Source organism: Thalassolituus sp. UBA6592, from assembly GCF_002433655.1.
Taxonomy (GTDB): Bacteria; Pseudomonadota; Gammaproteobacteria; order Pseudomonadales; family Oceanobacteraceae; genus Venatoribacter.
Genome location: NZ_DJIO01000054.1, coordinates 15,401 through 39,892 on the forward strand (window position 1 = coordinate 15,401; position 24,492 = coordinate 39,892).

Consider the following 24,492-nt stretch of genomic DNA (forward strand, 5'->3'; position numbering starts at 1 on the left):
TCTTTTGACCACGAAGACGCCAACGGTCAGTTTGAGTTCGATTTTAATTACGCCGATGCTGTTACCTCGTGCGATCGTTTTACCTTCCTGAAAATGATGGCGAAAGAATATGCGAAGCAGGAAGGTCTGCTGGCGACCTTTATGCCGAAGCCATTTTCGAACAAAACCGGCAACGGCGCGCACTTTAATATGTCGCTGTACGATCTGGAGACAGGTGAAAACCTGTTCCAGTGCAAACCGGAAGACGATCCGCACGGTCTCGGTCTGACCAAACTGGGTTATCAGTTTATCGGCGGTATTCTCAAGCACGGCCGAGCGCTGTGTGCCGTGTTTGCGCCAACCGTTAACTCCTACAAGCGTCTGGTACGTCAGGGCGATATGCCTTACTTCACCTGGGCGCCGGTGTTTAACTCTTTTGGTTCCAATAACCGTACCAACTCCGTACGTGTTCCTATGGGCGGCGGTCGCTGTGAATCCCGTAATGCGGATGGTGCGGTTAACCCGTATCTGGCGGCAGCACTGGTGCTGGCCGCTGGTCTGGAAGGTATCCGTGAGGGCATTGATCCGGGCAAACCGCAGGAGAAGAACCTGTACGAACTGAGCGAAGAAGAGCGTGCAGAAAAAGGCATTAACTTCCTGCCGCGTACGCTGTTTGAAGCGATCGAAGCATTTGCAGAAGATCCGTTTGTGGAAGAAGTTCTGGGTACTGAACTGCGTAACGAATTTATCCGTTACAAGCAGGCAGAGTGGAACGAGTACCACACCGCTGTCAGCGCGTGGGAAACCGAGCGTTACAGTCACCTGTTCTGATATAAGGTGATGGAATCCGGGCGGTCTGAACGATAAGGCCGCCCGGGTTCTGACTGACTGGACAGGCGTGCAAAAAGTGTTGCATAAAGTGGTGCTAAGAATGTTGCATAAAATGTCCGCAGAGGATGGAAACAGGCATGAGCAATAAAGATAAAATCAGCCGCATCAGTATTTCGATGCCGGAAAGTCTGCTGGATGGACTTGACGAGATGGTGAATAACCGCGGTTTTGAAAGCCGTTCGCAAGCCATCTGCGACATGATCAATCTGCAGATCAATGAATATCGTGCGCAGCTTGGCAGTGATGTTATGACCGGCACGGTCAATATTGTTTATAACCATTCCACACCAGGACTGAGTAAACGCCTGCAGGATATTCAGTACGAATATCTTGATGAAGTGATTTCCAGCCTGAACGTAAACCTGACCAATACCAGTATTCTGTCCATTATTCTGGTACAGGGACCAGCCAATAAACTGAATATGATCGCCGATAAAATGATCACCCAGCGTGGTGTCGTTTACGGTCGTCTGTTATTGAATTCTTACATTATTCCACCGATTCATCCCTTGCCGCCGAAAGACACCTGAGGCTCAGCCAGCAGAGCGGATAAAACTCTGTGGAGGTACACCAAAATGGCGGCGGAACGCTGCCACAAAGGCACTGCTGCTGCGATAACCAAGCGAGTGGGCAATCGCTGCGCTGCTTTCACCTTCCACCAGACGGTTAATGGATTCCAGTAATTTACGCCGGGTGCGCCATTGCTGAAAACTCATACCGGTTTCCTTCTTGAATAAACGCTCCAGCGTACGGATGCTGGCGCCACTGCCATCGGCCAGTTCCTCCAGCTTCTGTTGATTGCCGGGTTCCCTTACCAGGGTGTGCATGACTTTGTGCAAACGACGGTCTTTGGCACTGGGCAGGAACAGCGGGGCGGGCTTAAGTTGGGCCAGTTCATTCAGCAGCAGGCGGATCGTCAGTTCCAGATTCAGCGCCTCAGCGGTCGCCATCGGCGTTTGCTCTTTCAGGCTTTGTTCATGGTTAAGCACACGCAAGGTCAGCTCACGCATCAGTGGCGTGACTTCCAGTACCTGAGCATCCTGCGCCAGTGATTCGCAGGCGCTGGGGTCGATATACAGATAGCCGGCATCGGCGTCGGTGAGGGTCGATACCTGATGGCGCTGATTGGAGGGAATCCACACGGCGTGGGTTGGCGGTACGATCCAGCTGGCATTATCCATCACCACGCGGATGGCGCCGTTCACCGCCCACACCACCTGAGCACGGGGATGGCGGTGGCTGCGCACGCGATAGCCGCGGGGCTGATGATTGGCATAACACAGCACCGGGCGCTCAGGGTCGAGGATGTAGCCGGCCTTTACCGGCTCCTCATATGTCGTTTTTGCGATATCCATTGTCAGATTGTAGCCTTTCTGCAGCCCGCTGTTTATGGAAAATAGACATCTCATTCTTTCACGGAGCCTGTCAGGTGGTATTACTCCGTCATCCGGGTCGTTTATTTGTTGTTCTGGTGTTGTTTGCCGCGGCTGCTGTGTTGCTGCTTCAGCCGGCAGGTCTGACGCTGATGCAAAGCCGTACCGCTGCCATTGTGATGGTGACACTGGCGCTGTGGGCGACGGGTACCTTGCCCGAGTATCTTACCGGTCTGTTGTTCTTTTTGGCGGCACTATTACTGCACATTGCCGAACCCGCTGATATTTTTGCAGGCTTTGCCTCGGCGGCGTTCTGGCTGATTTTTTCCGGTATGGTAATCGGCATGGCGATTCGCTCCACCGGCCTTGGGCAGCGAATCGCGGGCTTTCTCGGGCGTCATCTGGACCGCAGTTATGTGCATTTAATTGGCGGCTTAATGCTGGTGTGCACACTGCTGGGATTTATTATGCCGTCGTCCATGGGACGTCTGGTGATGATGGTGCCGATTGGTATGGCTCTGGCCGATCGCTGTGGTTTTCAGCCGGGTTCTCAGGGGCGCATCGGTATCGCTCTGGCGGTGGCCATGGGCTGCCATATTCCGACCTTTACCATTCTGCCCGCCAATATTCCGAACATGGTGTTGATCGGTGCGGCGGAAAATATCTACGGCGAACATTTCAGTTATTTTAATTATCTGCTGCTGCATTTTCCGCTGCTTGGCATGGTGAAGGCAGGCATCATCGCCGCGCTGATCATTATGCTGTTCCGCGATAAGCCGCAGCCAGCGGCGGTTGCTGTTAATGCAGAAGGTCAGACAGTGAAAAATCCGGATGCGCACAGCGCCAGACAAAAGAGCGAACAGAAGCGTCTGATCGGCGTGTTATTGGTGTCGCTGGCGTTGTGGCTGACGGACTCCCTGCATGGCATCAGCCCGGCCTGGATCGGCCTTGGTGCGGCGGTTTTTCTGCTGTTGCCAAAAGTCGGCATGGTGGAGCACAAAGCCTTTAACCAGCAGATTAATGTCTCCCTGCTGCTGTTTATTGCCGGTGTGCTGGGCGTGGGTACTGTGGTAAATCAGAGTGGACTGGGGCAGATGCTGGCCGGAGCGCTGGAATCCTGGCTGCCGCTGGAAAAAGGCAACGATGCCAGTAACTTCTTCTCACTGGTGGCCATGGCATTTTCCACCGGCATGTTAACCACACTGCCGGGTGTGCCTGCGGTGCTGACCCCTATGGCCGGTGAATTATCGACGGTTACCGGTATGTCGGTGACGGCGGTGCTGATGACTCAGGTGATTGGTTTTTCCACCATTCTGTTTCCGTATCAGTCCGGTCCGTTACTGGTCGGTATGCAGCTGGCGGAAGAAAAAGTCAGTCATCTGCTGCGCATTCTGCTGCCGCTGACGCTGATCTCCTGGCTGGTATTAATTCCGCTGGATTATTTCTGGTGGCAGCTGTTGGGCATGTTCTGACAGGAATGATCAGTAAAAAGCCCGCAGGCCGGTAACTCAGCCTGCGGGCTTTTTTACGTCGGAGTGTCTATTACAGCAGATGCTTTTTATAGCGGCCCAGCGTCTGATCTTCTTTACGCATCCATTCGACAGCCTCTGTGCTGCACGGAGTAGCGGCGCTGAAGTCAAACTGCGGATACCAGCTGTCGATACGGAAGCGACGCTCAATAAGCCGGCCCGCAACCTCGACCTGCTGCAGCACAATACCGGCTTCATGACTGACGCTGAAGCTGTGCAGATCGATCAGCGATTCACCGTAACGGGCAGTGTTCAGCGCATGCACAACACGGTAGCCATCTTTGCCGTTACCAAAGCCTACGGACGTTTCAAAATCCAGCAGCAGCTGGCGCTGTTCTGCACTCAGGGATGGGTCGGCAATAACGTCACGCAGCATGCTGCCACTGTGTTCGGCTGCGTCGGCATACTGCACGGCGACAGACGGATCTTTGCGGTCGATAACCAGTCCGGCGTAATCACTGCAGATAATCAGGGCACCGCGTCGCGGATATTGTTCGCCGCTTTGCAGATCGGTTTCACTTTCCAGCTCAAGACCAATTAATGGGCCATTGCCGCTGTTCAGCAGGCGCCAGTCTTCGACATAAGCGCCACTGGGGGCAAACTCCACCATACAATTGCCAATGCGTTGCAGCAGGGCGGGTTCCGGCCAGCGGTTATGCAGTTGATTGGCACAGCCATCGAGCCAGCTGAGCTGTTCGTCCGCCCATTGAGCATGGGCATACCAGCCTTCGTAATCCGCCTGGGGCAGGAGAGTGCGGGGAATGGCGTAATTCGCTGGCACTGTCTGCAGCTGTTCGGTCAGCAGCGGCAGGCGCAGGTCGATGGTGAGATTATCAGACTGCAGCCAGAACACGCGGGTTTCGCTATCGGACAGACCATCGGCAAAGCTGATGCAGCGGCGTTGAAAGGCGCCCTGCATCCAGGCCGGGACTGAGGTCGTTTGGGTTAATAATTCGGGTGAACAATCCAGCAGGTGCATCAGGCATTCTCCTCCACGGTGCGTAATTTACCGAAGGTAGCAATGGCTTTACTGGTATCGGGGAATTCAACTTCACCTTTGGCCAGACGGTCTTTCAGATAGCGGAAGGTGTGCAGTGTCTGGGCGTACAGGTGATCACCGCAGGGAATCGGTGCGTATTTATCCTCAGGGTTGCCGGGCAATGGTGGCAATACCGGATTGATCACAACATCGTAATCGCAGCTGCAGAACAGCGGGAAGGAGTAGCGCTCTTCTTTCACCTTACGCACCCGGTGGCTGGTGGCAATAAAGCGCCCGTTGCTGAGCACTTCCAGCATGTCACCGATATTGACCACGAAGCAGCCGTCGATGACCGGTGCATCGATCCATTCGTTGTTGCCGTTGAGCACTTCCAGACCGTCGGCGGTAGGCAGCAGCAGGGTAAAGCATTCATAGTCGGTGTGGGCGCCAATGCCCTGACGATCATGGGCGTCGGCATTAAACGGATAATGCACCATGCGCAGCTGACTGGGTGGGGTGCTGATCAGCTTTTCAAAGTAATTTTCTTCCAGTCCCAGCGCCAGAGCAAAGCCCCGGAACAGGGTATTACCCAGTTCAAAAGCAGCCTGATAGTAGGCGCTGACGTTTTCTTTAAAGCCCGGAAAATCTGGCCACTGATTTGCTCCCAGCATAGGGCGCTTTTCTTTCAGTTGCGGCAGATCATAGCTTAAATCGAAGGCTTCTTTATGATCGACAGAACCGCCGTAGAATTCTTCCTCGCCTTCCGGCACATAACCGGAATGGTTTTCGGAATTGCCAATGTAGTGGCGCATTTTCTCTTCAGTATTCTGTGCGAAAAAGCCTTTTGCAGATGCTTTCAGGCCGTCGATCAGTTCACTACTGATGCCGTGACCTTTAATGTACAGAAAGCCGACCTCACTGGCGCAGCGGCGCAGTTCTTCAGCGACGGCCATACGCTCTTCAGGAGAGGCAGAATAGAGGCCGGAAATATCGACCAAAGGAATGGATGTGAAATTTTGTAACGACATAAGTCAGCTCCATAGAGGATCAGGAATTGACTGGCCGTCCAGTGTGATTCTGAATGGTATGACCTTTCAGCCGGGTCGTCCCGGTAGTATTCCATTTTCAGCATCCTTCTACAGAAGTACACTGTATGGCCGATATTCATTCAGGTAGAGTGAACAAACTAAACAATGTGCAGCCGATAAAGTGCTTTAGCTGTCTGTCGATGCGTTATTACCGTCTTTACTTAATAATTAACAGCTTTTGATCAGGTCTCTCTGGTAGTCAATGAATATAATAAAACATATTGGTACAGCCATAATCGTGGCGCTTTCTGCTTTGCCGGCAAGTTATTCTGTTGCGCAGCCTGGGGAGCTGCCAAAGGAAATCTTTCTGGGCGCAACGGAATGGTGCCCTTACAGTTGTGGCGATGTGGATACCACACTGAACCCACCTCATAAGCCCGGCATCGTCACCGAATATCTGCGTTATATTCTGGCGAAGTACGGGGTTGCAGTGAACGTTGAAATTCTGCCCTGGTCTCGGGCTGTGTCTGAAGCAGAGGGCGGATTACTGGACGGTTTGCTGACCGCGGTGCATGAGGAGGTTGAGACACTGTCTCTGACCGATGTGCCAACCATGTCTTATCAAAGCTGCTTCTATGTTCTGAACACAAATCGCTGGCAATATCAGGGAACAGATTCTTTAGCGGGAATGCACCTGGGTGCGATCGCAGGCTACGGATATGGACGGGAAATCGATCCCTATCTGGCAGAGCATGCTCAGCGCGAGGATATAGTTACTCAGATATCCGGTCAGAATGGTAAGGAACGGCTGCCAATGATGCTCTACGGGCACCGTATTGATGCTTACCTGGCAGACCGGCATGTGGAAGCCTGGCGATTGACGTCATCAGGTTCTCAGGCGGATACCCATTCCGCTGGCTGTATTGCAGAAGAGCCATTTTACGTTGCCTTTAATCCGCAGAAGAAATGGACAAAAGATATTATCGGGTTACTTAATCAGGAATTTGCAGACCCGGAAAATCAGGCACACCTGAAAGAGATTATCAGGCGCTACATGTAGCTGCATATCGTTGTGATTGTGTTGCTGTAATGAAGCCCTGAAGCCTTGAACAATGGCACGCTCAGCCTTCGACCAGGTGTTACCGATAGCGTATGGTCAGGGCAGTCACAATGAAAAAATCATTCATAATTATAAAAATGTTGCTCTTAAAAATGGTGGTCATATGCTGAACAGCGGCAATACAGGGTTAATGATTGTTGACGTGCAGGGGCGTTTATCGACGCTGATGCATGATTCTGAATCGCTCTTCCGGCAATTACGAATTCTTATCAGCGGTGCAAAAGTATTGCAGCTGCCTGTTATCTGGATGGAGCAGCTGCCGGATAAACTTGGCCCGACGCGTGCGGAGATACGTGATTTACTCGACGGCGAGCCGTATGTAAAAAATACCTTCAGCGGTCTGCAGAATGACGCGATTGCAGCAAAGGTCAAAGAACTGAATATGGCTAACTGGCTGGTGGCCGGGCTTGAAGCCCATGTCTGCGTTTATCAGAGCGTCTGTGATCTGTTACAGCAGCACGCTGAAGTCCATCTGGTGACGGATGCAGTCAGTTCCCGAACTCAGGCAAACCGTGATCTGGCAATCAATAAAATGGCCGCGATGGGAGCACAGTTAACATCGACCGAAATGGCCTTGTTTGAGTTACAGAAAGTGGCTGAAGGTGAGCAGTTTAAGCGGTTAATTAACGTGCTTAAGTAATTGCAGCTGTAACGCCAGGGATCCGGGAAAGCCCGCCTGTGCGGGCTTTCATCGCTCAGATATGCGGATCAGTTAAAGACAACGTCAAACACATCCTGATATTTTTCGGCAAAATGCGCCGTCATACCCTGGCGGATGTGTTCCGGCAGTTCCTCGTAATCACTGCGGTTGGCTTGCGGAAGAATCACTTCGTATATCTTCGAGCGCCGTGCAGCGATCACTTTTTCACGGATACCACCAACCGGTAACACCTGACCGGTGAGGGTCAGTTCGCCGGTCATGGCCAGTGGTCGTTTAATGCGTTTGTTCAGCAGCAGCGACATCAGTGCTGTGGTCATGGTGACACCAGCGCTTGGGCCATCTTTCGGTGTTGCACCTTCGGGCACATGCAGGTGGATAAAACGCTTGTCGAAGAAAGCTTCATCCCCACCAAAGCTGCTGGCGTGGCCGGTGGCAAAGCTGTAGGCAATTTCCGCTGATTCCTTCATTACCTCACCGAGTTTACCGGTCAGTTTAAAGCCGCGGTTCTGTTGGTGCACAACGGCTGCTTCAATGGGCAATGTGGCGCCGCCCATGGCGGTCCAGGCAAGGCCTGTGACCACACCGGTGCCGCTGAGAATGCGTTCTGCACGGAATACCGGCGAGCCAATAAATTCCATCAGGTCTTTCTGGGTAACCGATATTTTCTGCTTTGGATCTTCCAGTAAACGAACAACGCATTTACGGGCAATCTGCTGCAGTAGTTTTTCCAGATTACGTACGCCGGACTCCCGCGCGTAGCCCTCAATAATGGCTTTCAGCGTGGCATCGCTGATTTTTACCTGCGTCTTTTTCAGGCCGGTACGCTCCAGTACCCGTGGCCACAGGTGATTTTTGGCGATGGCCAGTTTTTCTTCAGTGATGTAACCCGACAGGCGGATCATATCCATCCGGTCTAACAGCGGACCAGGGATGGTATCCAGCTGGTTGGCGGTACAGATAAACAGCACCTTGGATAAATCCACGCGCAGATCCAGATAGTGATCGAGAAATTCCTTGTTCTGTTCAGGATCAAGTACTTCCAACAGCGCCGATGCCGGGTCACCCTGATAGGAGGAACCGAGTTTATCGATTTCATCCAGCATAATGACCGGGTTGGCGACTTCGACATCTTTTAAGGCCTGAATCAGTTTGCCGGGTAACGCACCGATATAGGTACGGCGGTGACCTTTAATTTCCGCTTCGTCGCGCATACCACCGACGCTGAAGCGATAGAATTTACGCCCAAGAGCATCGGCGACTGAGCGTCCGATGGAGGTTTTACCAACCCCCGGAGGACCGGCCAGCAGCATAATCGAACCGGAAATTTCTTTTTTGTAAGAGCCGACCGCCAGAAATTCCAGAATCCGTTGTTTTACGTCATCCAGACCGCTGTGGTGAGCGTCCAGGGTTTCTCTGGCATGTTGCAGATCGAACGAGTCTTCAGAGTAAACACCCCAGGGCACATTGGTGGCCCAGTCCAGATAATTGCGGGTGACACCGTACTCCGGTGAGCCGACTTCCAGCATCTGCAGTTTATGTAATTCTTCGTCGATGCGTTTACGCGCATCGGCGGGCACGGTTTTACCTTCGAGGCGTTGCTCGAATTCTTCGATTTCAGCGGTTTTGTCGTCTTTCGACAGCCCCAGTTCTTTCTGGATGGTCTTCAGCTGTTCTTTTAAGAAAAACTCACGCTGATGTTTACTGATGCTGTCATTTACTGACTGGTTAATTTCCACCTGCAGACGTGCCACTTCGATTTCTTTCTTCAGCAGCATCAATACTTTTTCCATGCGCTTCTGCAGCGGCAGGGTTTCCAGTACACCCTGTAATACCGGGCCTTCTGCGGTAGTGATGGCGGCAGCAAAATCCGTCAGCGGCGATGGATCATTCGGACTGAAGCGATTGAGGTAATGTTTCAGATCTTCGGAGTACAGCGGGTTAATCGCTACCAGTTCTTTAATGGCATTAATTATCGCCAGGGCATAGGCCTTGGTTTCATCGGTAAATTCGCCGCCTTTCTGCGGGTAATGAACGTGGGCAGAAAATGGTGCTTTTTTGTGCACCCACTCCAGTACGCGGAAGCGGCGGATGCCCTGTGCAATAAACTGCACCTGACCGTCCTCGACCTGCACTTTATGAACACGCACCACACAGCCTATCAGGGGGATATCGTCCAGATGAGGGACTTCGTCAGCCTGTTTATCGTCCACAAAAGCAATGCCCAGCAGCTTGTGTTCGGTTTTAGCGACGCGCTTCAGCGTCTCGCCCCAGACGTCAGCACTGATGATAATTGGCTGAACCTGAGCGGGAAAAAATGGCCGGCCGTTGACCGGCAGCACTAACAGATGGTCCGGCAGAATGTCGTCTGGCAGGGCCAGTTTGCCGTCGTGCTCTTCTTTACCAATAAATTCCTGTTTGTCGTCCATCAGATGTCTACCTCTTGGAGTCTCTGAGCAATATGTGGGGGGACTTTTTGCCGGTTTCAAGCGTTACTGACATTTCTCCTGTTCTGCTCTGTTGTGCTGGAAGGGGAGCTGGAGGCTGAGATGGCCCAGAATTCTTATTCGGTTTTACCGGAAAGAGATATAAAAACGTTCGGTTATTAAATATAACTGGTATTGCATATAGTTCGTCTGGTCAGGCAGCAGGCGCTATCAGCCCGGACCTTGCCTGGTGCATGAGAAACCGATGAGACTCACAGACGGGAGCAATACCGATGGATACTGGCACTATAACCCGAGCCGCTGGCAGCGCTGGCGATATGGAAAACCGCCTTACGGAACACACCGCTGCTTCTGGTTTTGCGGGTTCAGGTTTTGCTGATTCAGGTTTTGCTGATTCAGGTTTTAAAAGTTCAGGCTTTAAAAGATCAGATACAGGCTTAACAGGCGCTGTGCTGATGCTGCTGTTGATAGCGACTGTGAGTAGCGTGGCGGCAGAGCTGGCCGGCGTCCGCTGGTTGAGTCAGTGGGGGCTGGGTGCTCTGCCCATCAGTATTGTGCTGGGGATGGCATTGGTGGCAATACCTGCGGTCGGCCGTTTACGAATGGACTCAGGTGCACAAAGAATACAGAGCTGGGTACAGAAGTATCTGCTGCAGGCTGGCATTGTCCTGTTCGGCTTTCGCTTAAGTGTGACGGATCTGACAGCGGTAGGCTGGCCGGGATTGCTGATGGATAGCCTGACCATTGTTGTGATTCTTTGTGCCGGAATGCTGATTGGCGGTCGCCTGCTGAAATTACCGATGGCGCTGGTGGTGTTTGTGTCTGTGGGCAGCGCGGTCTGTGGAGCCGCTGCCATTCTGGCGGCAGCGCCGGTGCTGGGACGCTATCTGCATGATGGTGAGAATGAACAGCAGCAGACCCAGGCCATCGGACTGGCGGTGGCCATGGTCGCCGTATTCGGCACGCTCAGTGTCATCCTTTATCCGCAACTGCGGATCATGTTCGGCTTAAACGATTACGTCAGCGGAATTTATATTGGCAGTACCATTCACGAGGTGGCCCAGGCCGTGGCCGCCAGTGATGCTCTGGGCAGTGCAACCCAGCACAATGCGGTTATCGTAAAACTGTTGCGGGTGATGTTACTGGCACCGGTGTTGATTGTGCTTGCACTGCTGCTGCAGCGTGGCGGCAGAGATAATGGAAGCCAAAGCAGCAGCAATCAGGGCGCAAAAATGCAGCATAAAATACGGGTTCCGGGTTTTGTATTGTTATTTTTGGCGGCCGTTTTACTGAACACTCTGTTGCAGCTTTATCTGCCGGCAACGTTACTGGCGCAACTACGCGATCTTTGCCACGGCGCTTCAGGATTGTTTCTGGCATTGGCCATGACTGCGCTGGGGCTGAATATTCACTGGGCTTTTGTGCGTCGTGCGGGCTTCAGACCAATCCTGTTGGCCGGACTTCTGTGGTTACTTCTTATCCTGGGGGGTGGCTTTCTGCTGATGCAGCTTCAGGCAGCGGCATTGATCTGAACGGCTACAGTCAGAGATAAAAGGGCGTTACACTGAGCCTTTAGGAAAGACAACTTACGGTAGGTTTATGAAACAAACAAAAATTCTGCTTCCTGAAACGGAAATTCCAAAACAATGGTACAACGTGGTGGCGGATTTACCGACGCCACCGGCACCGCCGATGGGACCGGATGGAACGCCGATGAACCCGGCGGCCATGTCACCGATTTTTGCCGATAACATCATTGAGCAGGAAGTCTCTGCCCAGCGCTGGATTGATATTCCGGAGCCGGTGCGTGAAATCTACCAACAGTGGCGTCCAAGCCCGATGTTCCGTGCTCACCGTCTGGAAGAAGCGCTGGGTACGCCGTGCAAAATTTATTACAAATACGAAGGTGTCAGTGCTGCGGGTTCGCACAAACTGAATTCGGCCATTGCGCAGGCCTATTACAACAAACAGGCTGGCATTAAACGCCTGACCACAGAAACCGGTGCTGGTCAGTGGGGCTCCTCTCTGTCGCTGGCCGGTCAGATGTTTGGCATCGATGTGCGCGTGTACATGGTTAAGGTCAGCTATGAGCAGAAACCATTCCGCCGTTCCATGATGCAGACCTGGGGTGGGGAAGTGATTGCCAGCCCGAGTAATATGACCGAATCCGGGCGTAAAATTCTGGCCGCCGATCCGGATAATCAGGGTTCACTGGGTATCGCGATCTCTGAAGCGGTTGAGGAAGCCGTCAGCCGGGAAGACACTAAATATTCTCTGGGTTCCGTGCTGAATCACGTACTGCTGCATCAGACCGTTATCGGTCTGGAAGCGAAAAAGCAGTTTGCTATGGTCGGTGATTACCCGGATATGATTTTCGCTCCATGTGGTGGTGGCTCTAACTTCGGTGGTGCCGCATTCCCGTTTTACGCGGATGAAGCCGCTGGTGGTAAAAAAGTGCGTCTGGTCGCGGTTGAGCCGAGTTCCTGTCCAAGTCTGACCAAGGGGCACTATGCTTATGACTTTGGTGATACCGAAGGTTTTACGCCGATGATGCTGCAATACACGCTGGGTCATGATTTCATGCCACCGGGTATCCACGCTGGCGGTCTGCGTTATCACGGTGCTTCATCACTGGTGTCTCAGATGTACCATGAGAAACTGATTGAAGCGGTTTCCGTACCTCAGGTAGCAACGTTTGAAGCCGGTGTGCAGTTTGCCCGTGCGGAAGGCATTATTCCGGCACCGGAATCAAATCACGCTATCCGTGCCTGTATTGATGAAGCACTGCGCTGCAAAGAATCCGGTGAAGAGAAGACGCTGTTCTTCAACCTGTCCGGACATGGTCACTTTGATATGGTGTCTTACGACAAATACTTCACCAATAAACTGGAAGACTATGACTACCCGCAGTCAGAAATTGATGCGGCGCTGGAACGTCTGCCAAAAGTAAAAGCCTGATTGATCAGGAGCTTCGGCTCCTGCAGTTGGTTATCTATCAGGTCTTGCAAATAAAAAGCCCGGACAGTCTCACTGTCCGGGCTTTTTATTTCTGCTGATCGCTGCTGTAAAAAACAGACAGCGGAGATCCGTTCTCAGCCTTTGCAGCGGTATGTCCATTCAATGCCATCAGACTCATCTTTACTGATCATTCCGTCGGCATTGAGATCGGGAACAGAGCGGCTTTTCACGCCTCCCTGCGGACATTCCTTATTGGAATCAAATGGCATGGTGACGGTCAAATGAGGGACATCTGTCAATGTCTGCGTATTATTACTGTCGCAGCCGGTAAAAAACACAGCAGATGAAAGCAGTAATATCTTAGCTGCTGCGATTTTTGTACTTGTTCTCTTACGGATATGCATCGGGTTTGCCTGGCAGGTTTTGCTGAAAAATCGGTCGTTTATAAAGGCAGCTAATTGTTGCATTTGTATTGAATTTCACTGGAACGGATTGTGCCATACGAAGGGTTAATAGATATTTTTTCTGATAATTCCTTTATGATTATCTGATGATGGTTCAGGATTTATCAAGGCTGCAGCGATTTATGACAAACAGATGTCATAAAATACTGGTGGAAAAACGTACGCCATTGGTTGTAATTCCAAAAAATAATATCTTTCCGTAAATATCTGTTTTTTTCTGTAATAAGAAGTGACACAAACTGTCATAAAGAGTCTTTAATTTCGCGCACTCAATTCACTTTGGGGGCGATATTAATGTTTGCCATGAATAAAAAGCTGTTGGTGTCCTGCATGATGGCGGCGTCTGCGCTGACCTTAGCAGGCTGTGGTTCAGATTCTTCTTCAGGGTCATCTCAGAATAATGTTCAGAATGATCCATTACCGCAGGAGCCTGCACCAGGAGCTGATAATGGTGAGCAGGGAAGTGGTCAGGAACCGCAGCTGGAAGCTGCTAACACCTTTACTCTGGCAGTGCTACCGGATACTCAGAAATATTCTCGTTATTCACCGGAGCGTTTCTACGCACAGACCCAGTGGATTGCTGAAAACTATGAGCAGGAAAATATTAAATTTACCGCTCATCTGGGGGATATCGTCGATATTCCGGATTCTCTGGCGGAGTGGGATGTTGCCCGTGTAGCCATGGGTTACCTGGAAGAAAGTCAGGCTACGCCGTATAGCGTTCTGGCCGGTAACCACGACGTACGCGATTCCGGGCAATACGACGATTCCCGTTCTAACTCTGATGAACTTTATCTGAACTACTTCGGTCCGGAGCGTCAGAGCGGAATTTTCCCGGATAATTTCGGTGGCTACCAGCAGGGCACAAATGCTGACGGCCGCAACGCCCCGTACAATACTTACTACACCTTCAGCGATGATGATGGTCAGGAATATCTGGTACTGGCCATTGACTGGAACCCAAGCTACTGTGACCCGGCCTGGGGCGACTGTATTAATGATCCGAGCCTTTCTTTCCTGACACTGGAGTGGGTGAAACGTGTTCTTGATGAGCATCCGGATACCCCAACCATCCTGACCACACACCAGCTGCTGAATATCGCAGAAGATGGTGAAACCGCTATTTTTACCGATAAAGGTACTTTGATGTGGAACCACCTGATCCGTGATTATGATCAGATCTTCCTGACCATTAACGGTCACCATCATGGTGAAGCCGTGATGGAAGCGAATAACAAATACGGCCATAAAGTGGTTATGGAAGTAGTGGATTACCAGTCCGGTTACTGGGGTGGTGATGGCATGATGCAGTTGGTTGAATTCGATAAAACCAATAACACCATGAACTTCCGTTCTTACTCACCTTATGTGGATGCTATTCCGGAAGCTGAACGTGAAGCGGATCAGGAAGTCAGCCGCTGGTCTTTCAGCATTCCAATGGATTTCTCCAGCCGTTTTGCCAACCTGAATGCAACCAATGAAGACGGCTCTGATGTTATTGATGAGCAGGGTTCCGTCGAAGGCAGCAAAGCTTACTGGATTCTGGATGCTGAACACATTGTTGGTGCCAGTATTTCAGAAGTTCCTGATCTGAGTGGTTCCGGTAATGCCTTGACCGTTGGCCGCATGGGCAGTGGCGACCAGAGCGATTACCTGCAGATTACCGATGACAAACCACCGTTCGGTTTTGCTCAGGGCTCTGTTCGTTTTAATGGTAATAACGCTGATGGTTACTTCCTGACAACCCGTGCCGGTGCTGATATTGCACAGGAAAGCCGTACCAACGGTTGGGGGGGCGCACTGCAGGATTACACCATTGAAGCAACTTTCAAACTGCCGGCTGACTGGACCCCGGAGCGTGGTGACTGGTCCGGCATTCTGACCAATATCAGCTCAATCGGTACCGTGTGCAGCTACCACAACTTTAATTGTAGCGGCGGCGATCCTTCACAGGCTCTGGCGATTTCCAGCCTGCGCGAAGCTCAGTGGATCAGTGTAAATGATGGCGGTAAAGGTGCTGACAGTTTCTCCTGGGACCTGAACCGTGATCAGTGGTACCACGTGGCAATCACCAACGACGGTCACCAGACCACCATGTATGTGAATGGCTCTCTGGTAATGCGTACCGGTGAAGACGAGCAGCGTGGTCTGGTGGTTGTTGGTGGTCAGCAGCAGTGGCGTCTGGGCGTGAGCAGCTGGGATGGAGGTAACTCAGATCCGTTCTACGGCAACATTGCAGAAGTGCGTATTACCAACCGCGTACTGCCAAGCGAAGAATGGCTCTACTACCAGAGCAACGACTGATCTTCAGATGATGAAAGTGGCCGGTGAGTATTTCCTGGCCACTATCTGAAAAAGTTCAACAATAGCTGAAAAGCAGCTCAAAAACAGCAAACAGATTAATTTGATGCCGCAGCTCTGCAGCAGGGCTGTGTACAAATGCAGGATGTAAATAATGCAATATCCAATGAATAAATTATTTTTGGCCATGTTTTTTTCTTCAGCTGTGCTGATGACAGGCTGTGGCTCAGACAGCAACAGCAGCTCACCGGTTGCTGATCAGAATGAACAGCCAGCCCCTGGTAATGATCAGGACGCTGGCGAAAATCCTGCAGAAGAACAACCACAGCAGGAAGAGGAAGAAGCGCAGCAGCCAACCGTTGGTCATTGGGTAACCGGTGATATTCATGTGCATACTGCCGTTTCCAACGATGCACGTTCACCGCTGTCTGATGTGCTGGATCACGCTTTTAACGATTTCGATCTGGATTATCTCGGTCTGTCGAACCATATGCGTAATAACAGCCAGACTAACGATGATGCAAACATTGGTCGCCCAATGTTGTTTGGTGAAGCGCTGACCGAACACGAACTGCCAGGTGTTGCTGAGTTGGTAGCAGCCAATGAGAGCTATCAGGATCGCCTGATTTATTCCTCTTTTGAATGGGATATGCCGGCACACGAACACTACAACGTCGGTATTCTGTGGGACGATGAGAGCGGTGAATTACCGATCGAAAAAATCAGAGAATTTGAATACCGCTTCAGTAATCAGAATAATTACAGCGACTTTGCCGAAGAGGATCGTCTGGCATGGGCGCGCGAAGGTATTACCCGTGAAAATGCCACTCACCGTGATGCGATCGCAGCGCTGACCTGGTTGCAGGAAAACTTCCCGCAAAGCAGCTACGGTATGCTCAACCACCCGTTGCGTTATGCTGACAGCTACACCATTTCCGATGTGCGTGAACTGAACGATGCCGCCCCGGATGTTTTCTTCCTCGCAGAAGGTATGGTGGGTAACCAGTTTAACGGTAACCGTGGTGATTACGGCGGTTCGAGTTTAGATGGTGTATACGGCGGTGCGGACCCGGTTCTGGCTGAACTTGGAGGCTGGTGGGATGCCCTGTTGGGTGAAGGTCGTAAGATCTGGAATATGGGTAACTCTGACCATCACTTTAAAACCCGTAACCCTTATGCCAGCGGTTACTATCCGGGTGAATATGCCAAAACCTACACCTGGGTTGCCGGCGAAGAGGGCAGTGAGCTGACCACTCAGACTCTGCTGTCTGGTCTGCGCAGCGGTAATTCATTTGCAGTGTTTGGTGATCTGATTGATGCGCTGGACTTCAGCGTGAGCGATGCGCAGGAAGATGCTGCAACCATGGGTCAGTCCCTTGAAGTTGCTAATGGTGAAACCGTTACTGTAACCATCCGTTTCCGTCAGCCAGAATACAGTAAGCGTGAGCAAACAGTAGGTGATGAGAACTTTGAACAAAGCATGAACCCTGGCGTTGATCACGTCGATCTGATCGTGGGTGATGTCGGTGAGAAGGCTGCCTACGGCACTGCTGCTTACAGCAAGCAGACTAACGATTCGACCCACGTGGCGAAAACCTTCACCGTGGAAGACTGGAGCCAGGGCGAAGATGGTTTCTTCACTATGAGCTACACCTTCGTTGCAGAGAAAGATCAGTACCTGCGTCTGCGAGGTACTAACCTGGGTGCTAACGTTGCTGGTTTGACAGTGAATGGCGAGCCTCAGCGTTCTGCCGTGGTTGGCAGCAATAATGGTGCTCTGCAGTACTATGAAGATCTGAACGAGCGTAACTACGGCGACGTTTGGTTCTATTCCAACCCGATTTTCGTCAGCATCGCTGACTAAGGTCTAACCAGGTTTTCGTCAGTATTGCTGACTAAAACCGGGCCAGTTAAATCAGTTGGCGGTCTCTCTTGAGGGGCTGCCGCTGAGACGTCAAAAGCCCCGGATATCCGGGGCTTTTTTGCGGGGCATTTACAGCTTCAGCTGGCATGGCTCGCCGGATTTAATCCGTTGCTCTAATAGCTGAATGAAATGGCGATGCGGTTATTTTTAGCGGCTATGGCATTCCATTGAGCCGCGGTAACGGGTTCAAAATCCGCTGGATATGCATAAAGTGGTGCCTGAAATCCGTCAGAACGAAGCTGCAGACCAATGCGACCATCTTTTACCGGTACGGCGCTTTGTTCAAAATTTACAAAAGGTACGGAGCGCAGTTGTTGCACTGACAGATCCGGGTCTGTGTCCTGCAGCAGTATACAGTTACTGATTGGCGTATTATCCGCTGCCAGAGACAGGTTGCCGGACTCATCAGCCTGCAGACAGAAATTTCCGCTATTCACGCTCAGTTCTACTGTTCCTTCAAAGCCCGCTGAGGTAAGACGATAAATCAGATTGCTGATCGTACTGACCCGGTTTTCGTTAAATGCCTGCTGGCCATAACCAAAGGTAAAATCGGAATTCATCGCCCAGCTGATGGTATCGACCAGGGCGTAGCTGAGACCATCATTAAGGTCTGAGCTTTGATAAGCGGAGTCTGGCTGTGGTGTTTGCTGTTGCAGTCGACTCTGCAGATCAGAGAGGCTGGCCTGGGTGTCATGCAATTGAGCTTGAGTTTGCAGCAGGGTGTATGCACCGAAGGCAAAGCCAAACAGCATGACGGTAAGCATAACGCCGCTGAGCCGGTTGCTATGGTGCTGCACGCGACTGAGTCTGTTGAGCAATTCTCCCACAGGTTCATCGCCGAGCTGTTCGCCTGTTTGTTTCAGCAGTTTTAAGCTCTTCTGCACATCGCTGCGGGTTGAATGAATGGAACCCAGCAGCAGATGTGATTCATCGGCGATCTGTTCGCGCAGGCGCGTTGACTGGCGCTCATATTCATTCAGCAGTTGTTTATGATTTTTCTGGCTGTCACTGCTGACCTCAGGTTCATACCAGAACTGGCCGTCCGCTGTGGCAGCAGAAGGGGACGTTTGTTTGACGGTTGTTGTAGCCGCTTTCACCCTGGCTGCTTCATGTTCTGCTTTGCTTTGTTCTGCTTTGATTTGCTCTTCTTGGGTTTTTGAGGCAGCCGGATCACTGATTATGTCATGGATGCCCAGACTGTGCAGGACTGCTCCCAGCTGGTGTGGCTTCATATTGCCTTTCGACAGAATATCCAGCGCCCCCAGTGCCCGAGCCTGACCCACATAAACGTCACCCTGTTGGGCGGTGTACATAATCACCGGAATAGTCGCTGTCGCCGGGTTGGCTTTGATGATTTTCAGCGCCTCAAAACCATCCATATCTTCCATGTGGTGGTCGAGAAAAATAACCGCAGGTGCCGACTTGTGTTCCAGATAATCCAGCGCTTCCTGTGCAGAAGAAACGCATTCCGCCTCCAGATCATAGCGCGCCAGCATCCGCTTGAGATGGAGCTGAGCAGTTCTGGAATCGTCAACAACAAGGGCACACTTCATGGTCTTTTTAGTCCGTTATGGTCTGTACTGGAGATTTGGGTCGGCTTCCGGGTCCGGGGCTGACTGACAGCCGTAAGCCGACCGCAGTGTATGCAGCGTCAGGAAAGGCACGCCAGCGCCAGATTGCCGATTTGTGAACCCTTAAAAGTTTTGATTATAAAGTGGCGGCTTTCCGCGACGAAAATGTCGTCAGTTGCGCAAAATAGGGCACAGTCCACGGAGTTTGCCGATAAATTGTGCCGCTAATATGCGCTTGCTGGCTGAACGTATCTGAGGATGAGAGTCCGGATATTGCGGTAAACAGGAAAAAGCTGAAACAGCTACGCCGCTAAAAGAGGGCAAACACAGAAAGTTAAACGAAGAGTAGAGAACAGAAAGACCGAAGGTAAGGGTAAGAGGGCAGAAAGCCAGAAGGGCAGCTGAAGCTGCCCTTTGAACCCGATTGCGATTATTGCAGCATCAGCTGCACTTCATCTTCGGTTAACGGACGGTATTCACCTTCTTTAAGGTCCGCCGGTAAAGTCATATTGCCCATTTGCTCGCGGTGCAGTTTTTCCACCAGATTGCCCAGCGCAGCAAACATGCGCTTAACCTGATGGTAGCGGCCTTCGTGAATGGTCAAAAGTACTTCACGATCAGAGATGCGCTCGAGCTGCGCCGGTTTGGTTGGTTCCGGGTCGTCTTCCAGCACAATGCCTTTTTCCAGTTTGGCCTCCGCGTCTTCCCGCAATGGCTCGGCCAGCCACACGCGGTAAATTTTAGGCTGATGGTGGCGGGGTGATGTCAGGTGGTGAGACCACTGGCCATCGTCTGTGATCAGCAACAGGCCGGTGGTATCCATATCCAGGCGGCCGACGGTATGCAGGTCCATACGGTTTACGACGCCATCGAGTAAATCAAACACCAGCGGATGGGTGCTGTCTCTGTGAGTACAGACATAGCCCACTGGCTTGTTCATAACGAAATAGCGAAAGCCCGACAGCAGTGTCAGCACTTCACCGTCCAGAGTCACTTCATCGCTGTCGCTGACTTTGGCAGAGGCACTTTTGGGTTTACTGCCATTCACCAGCACGCGGCCGGATTTAACGGCCTTGGTGGCCAGTGAACGGGTCAGATCTGTGGTGTCGGCGAGAAATTTGTCCAGACGCATTGGGGTCTCCTGTGGCAGGCTGTGATTCTAGAGGCAGGCGAGCAGGAGTCAACTGACACTGCAGAAGAGACAGGCGGCGTTATGGTCTCATGCTGAGGTGGTATTTTGCGCGGGTCAGGAGATTTGTCACCGAACTGTCTGCGGATTGCAATATGCGTTTGCCAGCTTGGTTGTGCCGGCACGGTGCCGGTATTAAAGCAGGTCGCCCGCAGACGGCTCAGTGCCGTTTTTGCAGACCATTCAATGGAAGAACGCATTACCCGGAGGAAAACATGAAAAAACCGCTGACCCGATTGTTTACCACGCTGCTGCTGACGGCAGCAGGTACCGCGGCCTGTGCCGGATTCAATCCGCAAAATGAGTCTCAGACGTATCAAAAGGCTGACCGGCACGCCGACCAATATTACAACCAGCACTCAAGCCATGGCTGGCACCAGGGTTATGGGCACGAGGAGAATGGCAAAGACCGTGGGCGATGGGACCATGGCCGACAAAAAGCTGTGGGTATTGAACTGGGGCCGCGTCCGCAGTTTCTGGTCAATGATATGGATGAAGGTCCGTTAAAACAGCGGCTGAGCAGATGCGAAAACAAACCTCAGAAACGCAGCACTTTCTCCATCGGTCACCGCGGCGCGCCACTGATGTTTCCTGAGCACACCCGCGAAGGCTATATTGCCGCCGCCAAAATGGGGGCGGGAATCGTCGAGTGTGATGTCACCTTTACCAAAGACGAGGAACTGGTGTGCCGTCATTCTCAATGCGATCTGCATACCACCACCAATATTCTGGCCACGCCGCTGGCGGCCAAGTGCAGCGTTCCACCGCAGTTCAGTGTCGATGGTGAATTAACCAATGCGTCTGATATCCGCTGCTGTACATCGGATATCACTCTGGCGGAATTCAAAACCCTGCAGGGCAAAATGGATGCGGCGGACACCAGTGCGACGACGATTGAAGGCTATATGAATGCTACGGCGGATTACCGTACCGACCTCTATGCCACCCGTGGCACCCTGATGAGCCATAAAGAAAGTATTGAGCTGTTTAACCAATTGGGCGTGAATTTCACACCGGAGTTAAAGTCTCCGCAGGTCGTTATGCCATTTAATGGCCACTACAGTCAGCAGGATTATGCTCAGCAGATGATTGATGAATACCGTGAGGCAGGCATTCATCCATCCCGGGTGTGGGCGCAGTCATTTAATTACGATGACATTTTATATTGGGTAAATAATGAACCGGCATTTGGCCGTCAGGCAGCTTATCTGTTGCAGGATGGTCTTGAAAGCACAACGCTGGCGGATATGAATCAGTGGTATCAGCAGGGCGTCAGGGTGATCGCTCCGGCCACCTTTATGCTGGTAGATGTTGATGCCTATGGGCAGATGGTCGCTTCAGACTATGCGCTTAACGCCCGCGCTGCAGGCCTGAAAATGATTGCCTGGACGCTGGAACGTTCCGGCCCGCTGACGCAGGGTGGAGGCTGGTATTATCAGACCGTTAATGGTCTGACCGGTGGTCGGAATATCATCAATAATGATGGCGATATGTACACTCTGATCGATGTGTTGGCTCAGGATGTCGGAGTCATTGGCATATTCTCCGACTGGCCGGCAACGGTTACGTATTACGCTAATTGCATTTAAAAATAATTCTCATTATTTTTTAAATGGCCGCCATATCGGCGGCCGACTCTTTATTTGCTATCAGGTTCCTTTATTACATACAGGAACCCTCTTGTATATTTCAGGCACTGATATGTTATACAGAATTCATTGTTGTTTTTTTCGCAGGGAATACGCTCAACGGAGAAATGCAAAGTACTGAAAAGATGCTCGAATCGCTTTGTGCAAGTGGTATATGGTTATCAATAGTCTCTAATCGTGGCTGAAACTGTCTGTTTCTTCTGCCTGTCATCCGTAAAATTACCTTTCTCTCCTCGTCGTTTCTACTTATCCCTATTTTGAAAATGTCCATTGCACAGCAATGATAAAAATTTTTGATAATTTACCTTCTGTCTTCAGGGTTAATTTCAGCGGCTGAAGCAGGCAATACCTTATTAAGGATGTTGGGTCCCACCGTGTACAGACTTGTACCTCACGTCCTGCTCCATACACAGTCCTTCATTATTTGTCTGCCCAATACCGGTCGCCCGGTTATTTTCTCCGAAGCTGGCACTGACGTTATTCGCCAGAAATATTTAACCGGCCTGTGAATGCCGGTATGCCGTGATAAAAAAGGTGATTATGAAAGAGATCAAAAATGAACAACGCCGTCAGCTGCTGAAAGGCAGTCTGCTCGCCGTTTCTGCGACCGCTCTGGTTTCCGGGCGGGTAATTGCATCGGATGTCCGTCCGGAAGCCCCGACCCTCGCCAGCTACAAACCGGTCTTTTTTAAAGAAGATGAATGGCGCTTTATCCTGGCCGCCTGTGACCGTCTGATTCCGGCTGATGAAACCGGATCCGGTGCGCTTGATACCAACGTTCCTGTGTTTATTGACCTGCAGATGGACGGTGATTTCGGTAATGCAGTGGACTGGTATATGAAACCACCGTTTATCGAAACCGTTCCTGAGCTGGGCTACCAGTCGCCGCTGACACCAGCGCAGACTTATCGTCTGGGCATTGCCGCGACGGACAAATACTGCCAGTCTGCACACGGTAAATTATTCCGTGATCTGACCCCTGAACAGCAGGACGAGGTGCTGACTAAGCTGGAAAAAGGCAATGTTCCTGCTGACGACGTCAGTACGGCGCAGTTTTTTTCTTTCCTCCTGCAGAACACCAAAGAAGGCTTTTTCGCTGACCCGATCCACGGCGGTAACCGTCGCATGGAAAGCTGGAAAATGATCGGCTTCCCAGGTGCCCGCGCCTCTTTCAAAGAGTGGGTGGATCAGAACGATGTGGCTTATCCGTTAGGCCCGGTCAGTATCAGTGGAGAAAGGGGATAATTTATGTCCAGAACAGAAAAACCTGTTGATGTTGTTCTGGTTGGCTTTGGCTGGACCAGTTCAGTAATGGCGATGGAACTCGCTAAAGAAGGGCTTGAAGTCCTGGTACTTGAACGTGGTAAAGACCGCGATACCGTGCCGGACTTTGCTTACCCTAAAATGGCTGACGAGCTGACTTACGGTGTACGCTACAAACTGATGTCACGTCCTGCAGACAATACCGTGACAGTGCGTCATAACAGTAAACAGACCGCTGTACCTTATCGCCATCTGGGCTCGTTTTTACCGGGTGATGGTGTTGGTGGTGCCGGTTCTCACTGGAATGGTCACTCCTGGCGTCCACAGGCACAGGAACTGCGTCTGCGCAGTTATGTGGAAGAAAACTTCGGTAAAAAAATCATTCCGGATGACATGACCATCCAGGATTTCGGTGTCAGCTACGACGACCTTGAACCACATTTTGATTTCTTCGAAAAAATTATGGGTGTATCCGGTAAAGCCGGTAACCTGAACGGTGAAATTCAGAAGGGCGGTAACCCATTTGAAGCGCCGCGTAAAAGTGAGTACCCACTGCCACCTCTGGGCCGTACATTAAACGACAATATGTTTACTGAAGCGGCAGAGAAAATGGGTCTGAATCCATTCCCGATGCCTGCGGCAAACGCTTCAGAAGCTTATACCAATCCATACGGAATGCAGCTTGCTCCATGTAACTTCTGTGGCTTCTGTGAACGCTATGGCTGTATTAACTATTCCAAAGCGTCACCACATACCTGTGTAAACGGTGCACTGAAACGTAAAAGCAACTTCAGCTACCGTACTGAATGTGACGTTCTGAAAGTGGAACTGGACAGCGAAGGCAAAGTGGCCACTGGTGTTACTTATTTTGATAAGAAAGCCGGTGAAAAAGTCTTCCAGCCAGCCAAACTGGTGATTCTGGGTGCTTATGCCTACCACAATGTGCGTCTGATGCTGTTGTCCGGTATTGGCAAACCATACGATCCGGAATCCAACACAGGTACGGTTGGCCATAACTATGCTTACCAGATGACTGGCGGTAATACGCTGTTCTTCAAAGACAAAGAATTAAATCCTTTCGTTGGTACCGGTGCTAATTCAACCAGTGCGCTGGATTACGGTATTGAACAGATCGACTTCGCTAAAGAAGGCTTTATTGGTGGCTCGGT

Annotated in this window: 18 protein-coding genes and 1 pseudogene; 12 read left to right on the plus strand and 7 right to left on the minus strand. The window is 51.4% G+C overall.

The genetic code is table 11. The annotated features are described in order from the left end of the window. Together B2Z72_RS04850 and nikR are read left to right on the plus strand one after the other, a co-directional pair. Window positions 1–810 (plus strand): annotated as a pseudogene (locus tag B2Z72_RS04850) (type III glutamate--ammonia ligase); the annotation flags it as partial. A 137-nt stretch (window positions 811–947) separates the two neighbouring features. Beyond that, on the plus strand, window positions 948–1,400 hold the full coding sequence (gene nikR, locus B2Z72_RS04855) for a nickel-responsive transcriptional regulator NikR (RefSeq protein ID WP_296984076.1): 453 nt from the start codon (window positions 948–950) through the stop codon (window positions 1,398–1,400). A gap of 3 nt (window positions 1,401–1,403) precedes the next feature. On the opposite strand, the gene B2Z72_RS04860 is transcribed toward nikR, so the two are convergent. Then, window positions 1,404–2,225 carry an AraC family transcriptional regulator gene (locus B2Z72_RS04860; protein ID WP_296984077.1) on the minus strand — a complete coding sequence of 274 codons (822 nt, stop codon included), beginning with the start codon at window positions 2,223–2,225 and terminating at the stop codon, window positions 1,404–1,406. A gap of 74 nt (window positions 2,226–2,299) precedes the next feature. On the opposite strand from B2Z72_RS04860, the gene B2Z72_RS04865 reads away from it, so the two are divergent. Continuing rightward, entirely contained in the window at window positions 2,300–3,715 is a 1,416-nt protein-coding gene (locus B2Z72_RS04865; protein ID WP_297004273.1) for an SLC13 family permease, read from the plus strand. 70 nt (window positions 3,716–3,785) lie between these two features. Here B2Z72_RS04865 and B2Z72_RS04870 read toward each other — a convergent pair whose 3' ends face one another. Beyond that, the gene (locus tag B2Z72_RS04870) at window positions 3,786–4,751 is read right to left on the minus strand and encodes a hypothetical protein (RefSeq protein ID WP_296984080.1); all 966 of its coding nucleotides are present in this window, start codon (window positions 4,749–4,751) and stop codon (window positions 3,786–3,788) included. Next, a complete protein-coding gene (locus B2Z72_RS04875; protein ID WP_296984081.1) occupies window positions 4,751–5,779 on the minus strand; it encodes an isopenicillin N synthase family dioxygenase in 1,029 nt (342 codons plus the stop codon). Before B2Z72_RS04875 ends, B2Z72_RS04870 begins: the two co-directional genes overlap by 1 nt. A 262-nt stretch (window positions 5,780–6,041) precedes the next feature. Here B2Z72_RS04875 and B2Z72_RS04880 point away from each other — a divergent pair, with 262 nt between their 5' ends. Beyond that, a complete protein-coding gene (locus B2Z72_RS04880) occupies window positions 6,042–6,839 on the plus strand; it encodes a transporter substrate-binding domain-containing protein (protein WP_296984082.1) in 798 nt (265 codons plus the stop codon). A gap of 52 nt (window positions 6,840–6,891) precedes the next feature. Continuing rightward, window positions 6,892–7,539 carry an isochorismatase family protein gene (locus tag B2Z72_RS04885; protein WP_296984085.1) on the plus strand — a complete coding sequence of 216 codons (648 nt, stop codon included), beginning with the start codon at window positions 6,892–6,894 and terminating at the stop codon, window positions 7,537–7,539. A gap of 68 nt (window positions 7,540–7,607) precedes the next feature. Here the strand turns inward: B2Z72_RS04885 and lon are convergent, their stop codons facing one another. Then, on the minus strand, window positions 7,608–9,986 hold the full coding sequence (gene lon, locus B2Z72_RS04890; protein WP_297004276.1) for an endopeptidase La: 2,379 nt from the start codon (window positions 9,984–9,986) through the stop codon (window positions 7,608–7,610). Between the two features lie 473 nt (window positions 9,987–10,459). On the opposite strand from lon, the gene B2Z72_RS04895 reads away from it, so the two are divergent. Together B2Z72_RS04895 and B2Z72_RS04900 are read left to right on the plus strand one after the other, a co-directional pair. Continuing rightward, the gene (locus B2Z72_RS04895) at window positions 10,460–11,536 is read left to right on the plus strand and encodes a YeiH family protein (protein ID WP_296984187.1); all 1,077 of its coding nucleotides are present in this window, start codon (window positions 10,460–10,462) and stop codon (window positions 11,534–11,536) included. 67 nt (window positions 11,537–11,603) lie between these two features. Continuing rightward, window positions 11,604–12,962: a TrpB-like pyridoxal phosphate-dependent enzyme gene (locus tag B2Z72_RS04900; RefSeq protein ID WP_296984185.1), complete on the plus strand. Its 1,359-nt coding sequence runs from the start codon at window positions 11,604–11,606 to the stop codon at window positions 12,960–12,962. A gap of 134 nt (window positions 12,963–13,096) precedes the next feature. On the opposite strand, the gene B2Z72_RS04905 is transcribed toward B2Z72_RS04900, so the two are convergent. Beyond that, on the minus strand, window positions 13,097–13,429 hold the full coding sequence (locus tag B2Z72_RS04905; protein WP_296984184.1) for a hypothetical protein: 333 nt from the start codon (window positions 13,427–13,429) through the stop codon (window positions 13,097–13,099). Between the two features lie 291 nt (window positions 13,430–13,720). On the opposite strand from B2Z72_RS04905, the gene B2Z72_RS04910 reads away from it, so the two are divergent. Then, entirely contained in the window at window positions 13,721–15,730 is a 2,010-nt protein-coding gene (locus tag B2Z72_RS04910) for a LamG-like jellyroll fold domain-containing protein (RefSeq protein ID WP_296984182.1), read from the plus strand. A 163-nt stretch (window positions 15,731–15,893) separates the two neighbouring features. Next, window positions 15,894–17,591, plus strand: coding sequence for an S-layer protein (locus B2Z72_RS04915; protein WP_296984181.1), 1,698 nt, complete (start codon window positions 15,894–15,896; stop codon window positions 17,589–17,591). Between the two features lie 173 nt (window positions 17,592–17,764). Here B2Z72_RS04915 and B2Z72_RS04920 read toward each other — a convergent pair whose 3' ends face one another. Together B2Z72_RS04920 and rsuA are read right to left on the minus strand one after the other, a co-directional pair. Beyond that, the gene (locus B2Z72_RS04920) at window positions 17,765–19,204 is read right to left on the minus strand and encodes a response regulator (RefSeq protein ID WP_296984179.1); all 1,440 of its coding nucleotides are present in this window, start codon (window positions 19,202–19,204) and stop codon (window positions 17,765–17,767) included. A gap of 448 nt (window positions 19,205–19,652) precedes the next feature. Next, a complete protein-coding gene (rsuA, locus tag B2Z72_RS04925) occupies window positions 19,653–20,354 on the minus strand; it encodes a 16S rRNA pseudouridine(516) synthase RsuA (RefSeq protein ID WP_296984178.1) in 702 nt (233 codons plus the stop codon). A 272-nt stretch (window positions 20,355–20,626) separates the two neighbouring features. On the opposite strand from rsuA, the gene B2Z72_RS04930 reads away from it, so the two are divergent. The 3 genes from B2Z72_RS04930 to B2Z72_RS04940 all read left to right on the plus strand — a co-directional run. Further along, the gene (locus B2Z72_RS04930) at window positions 20,627–22,000 is read left to right on the plus strand and encodes a glycerophosphodiester phosphodiesterase family protein (protein ID WP_296984583.1); all 1,374 of its coding nucleotides are present in this window, start codon (window positions 20,627–20,629) and stop codon (window positions 21,998–22,000) included. Between the two features lie 600 nt (window positions 22,001–22,600). Next, entirely contained in the window at window positions 22,601–23,305 is a 705-nt protein-coding gene (locus B2Z72_RS04935) for a gluconate 2-dehydrogenase subunit 3 family protein (protein WP_296984581.1), read from the plus strand. Window positions 23,306–23,308: 3 nt separating this feature from the next. Then, window positions 23,309–24,492 (plus strand): GMC family oxidoreductase N-terminal domain-containing protein (locus B2Z72_RS04940; RefSeq protein WP_297004283.1); only part of this gene is annotated, 1,184 nt, incomplete at its 3' end.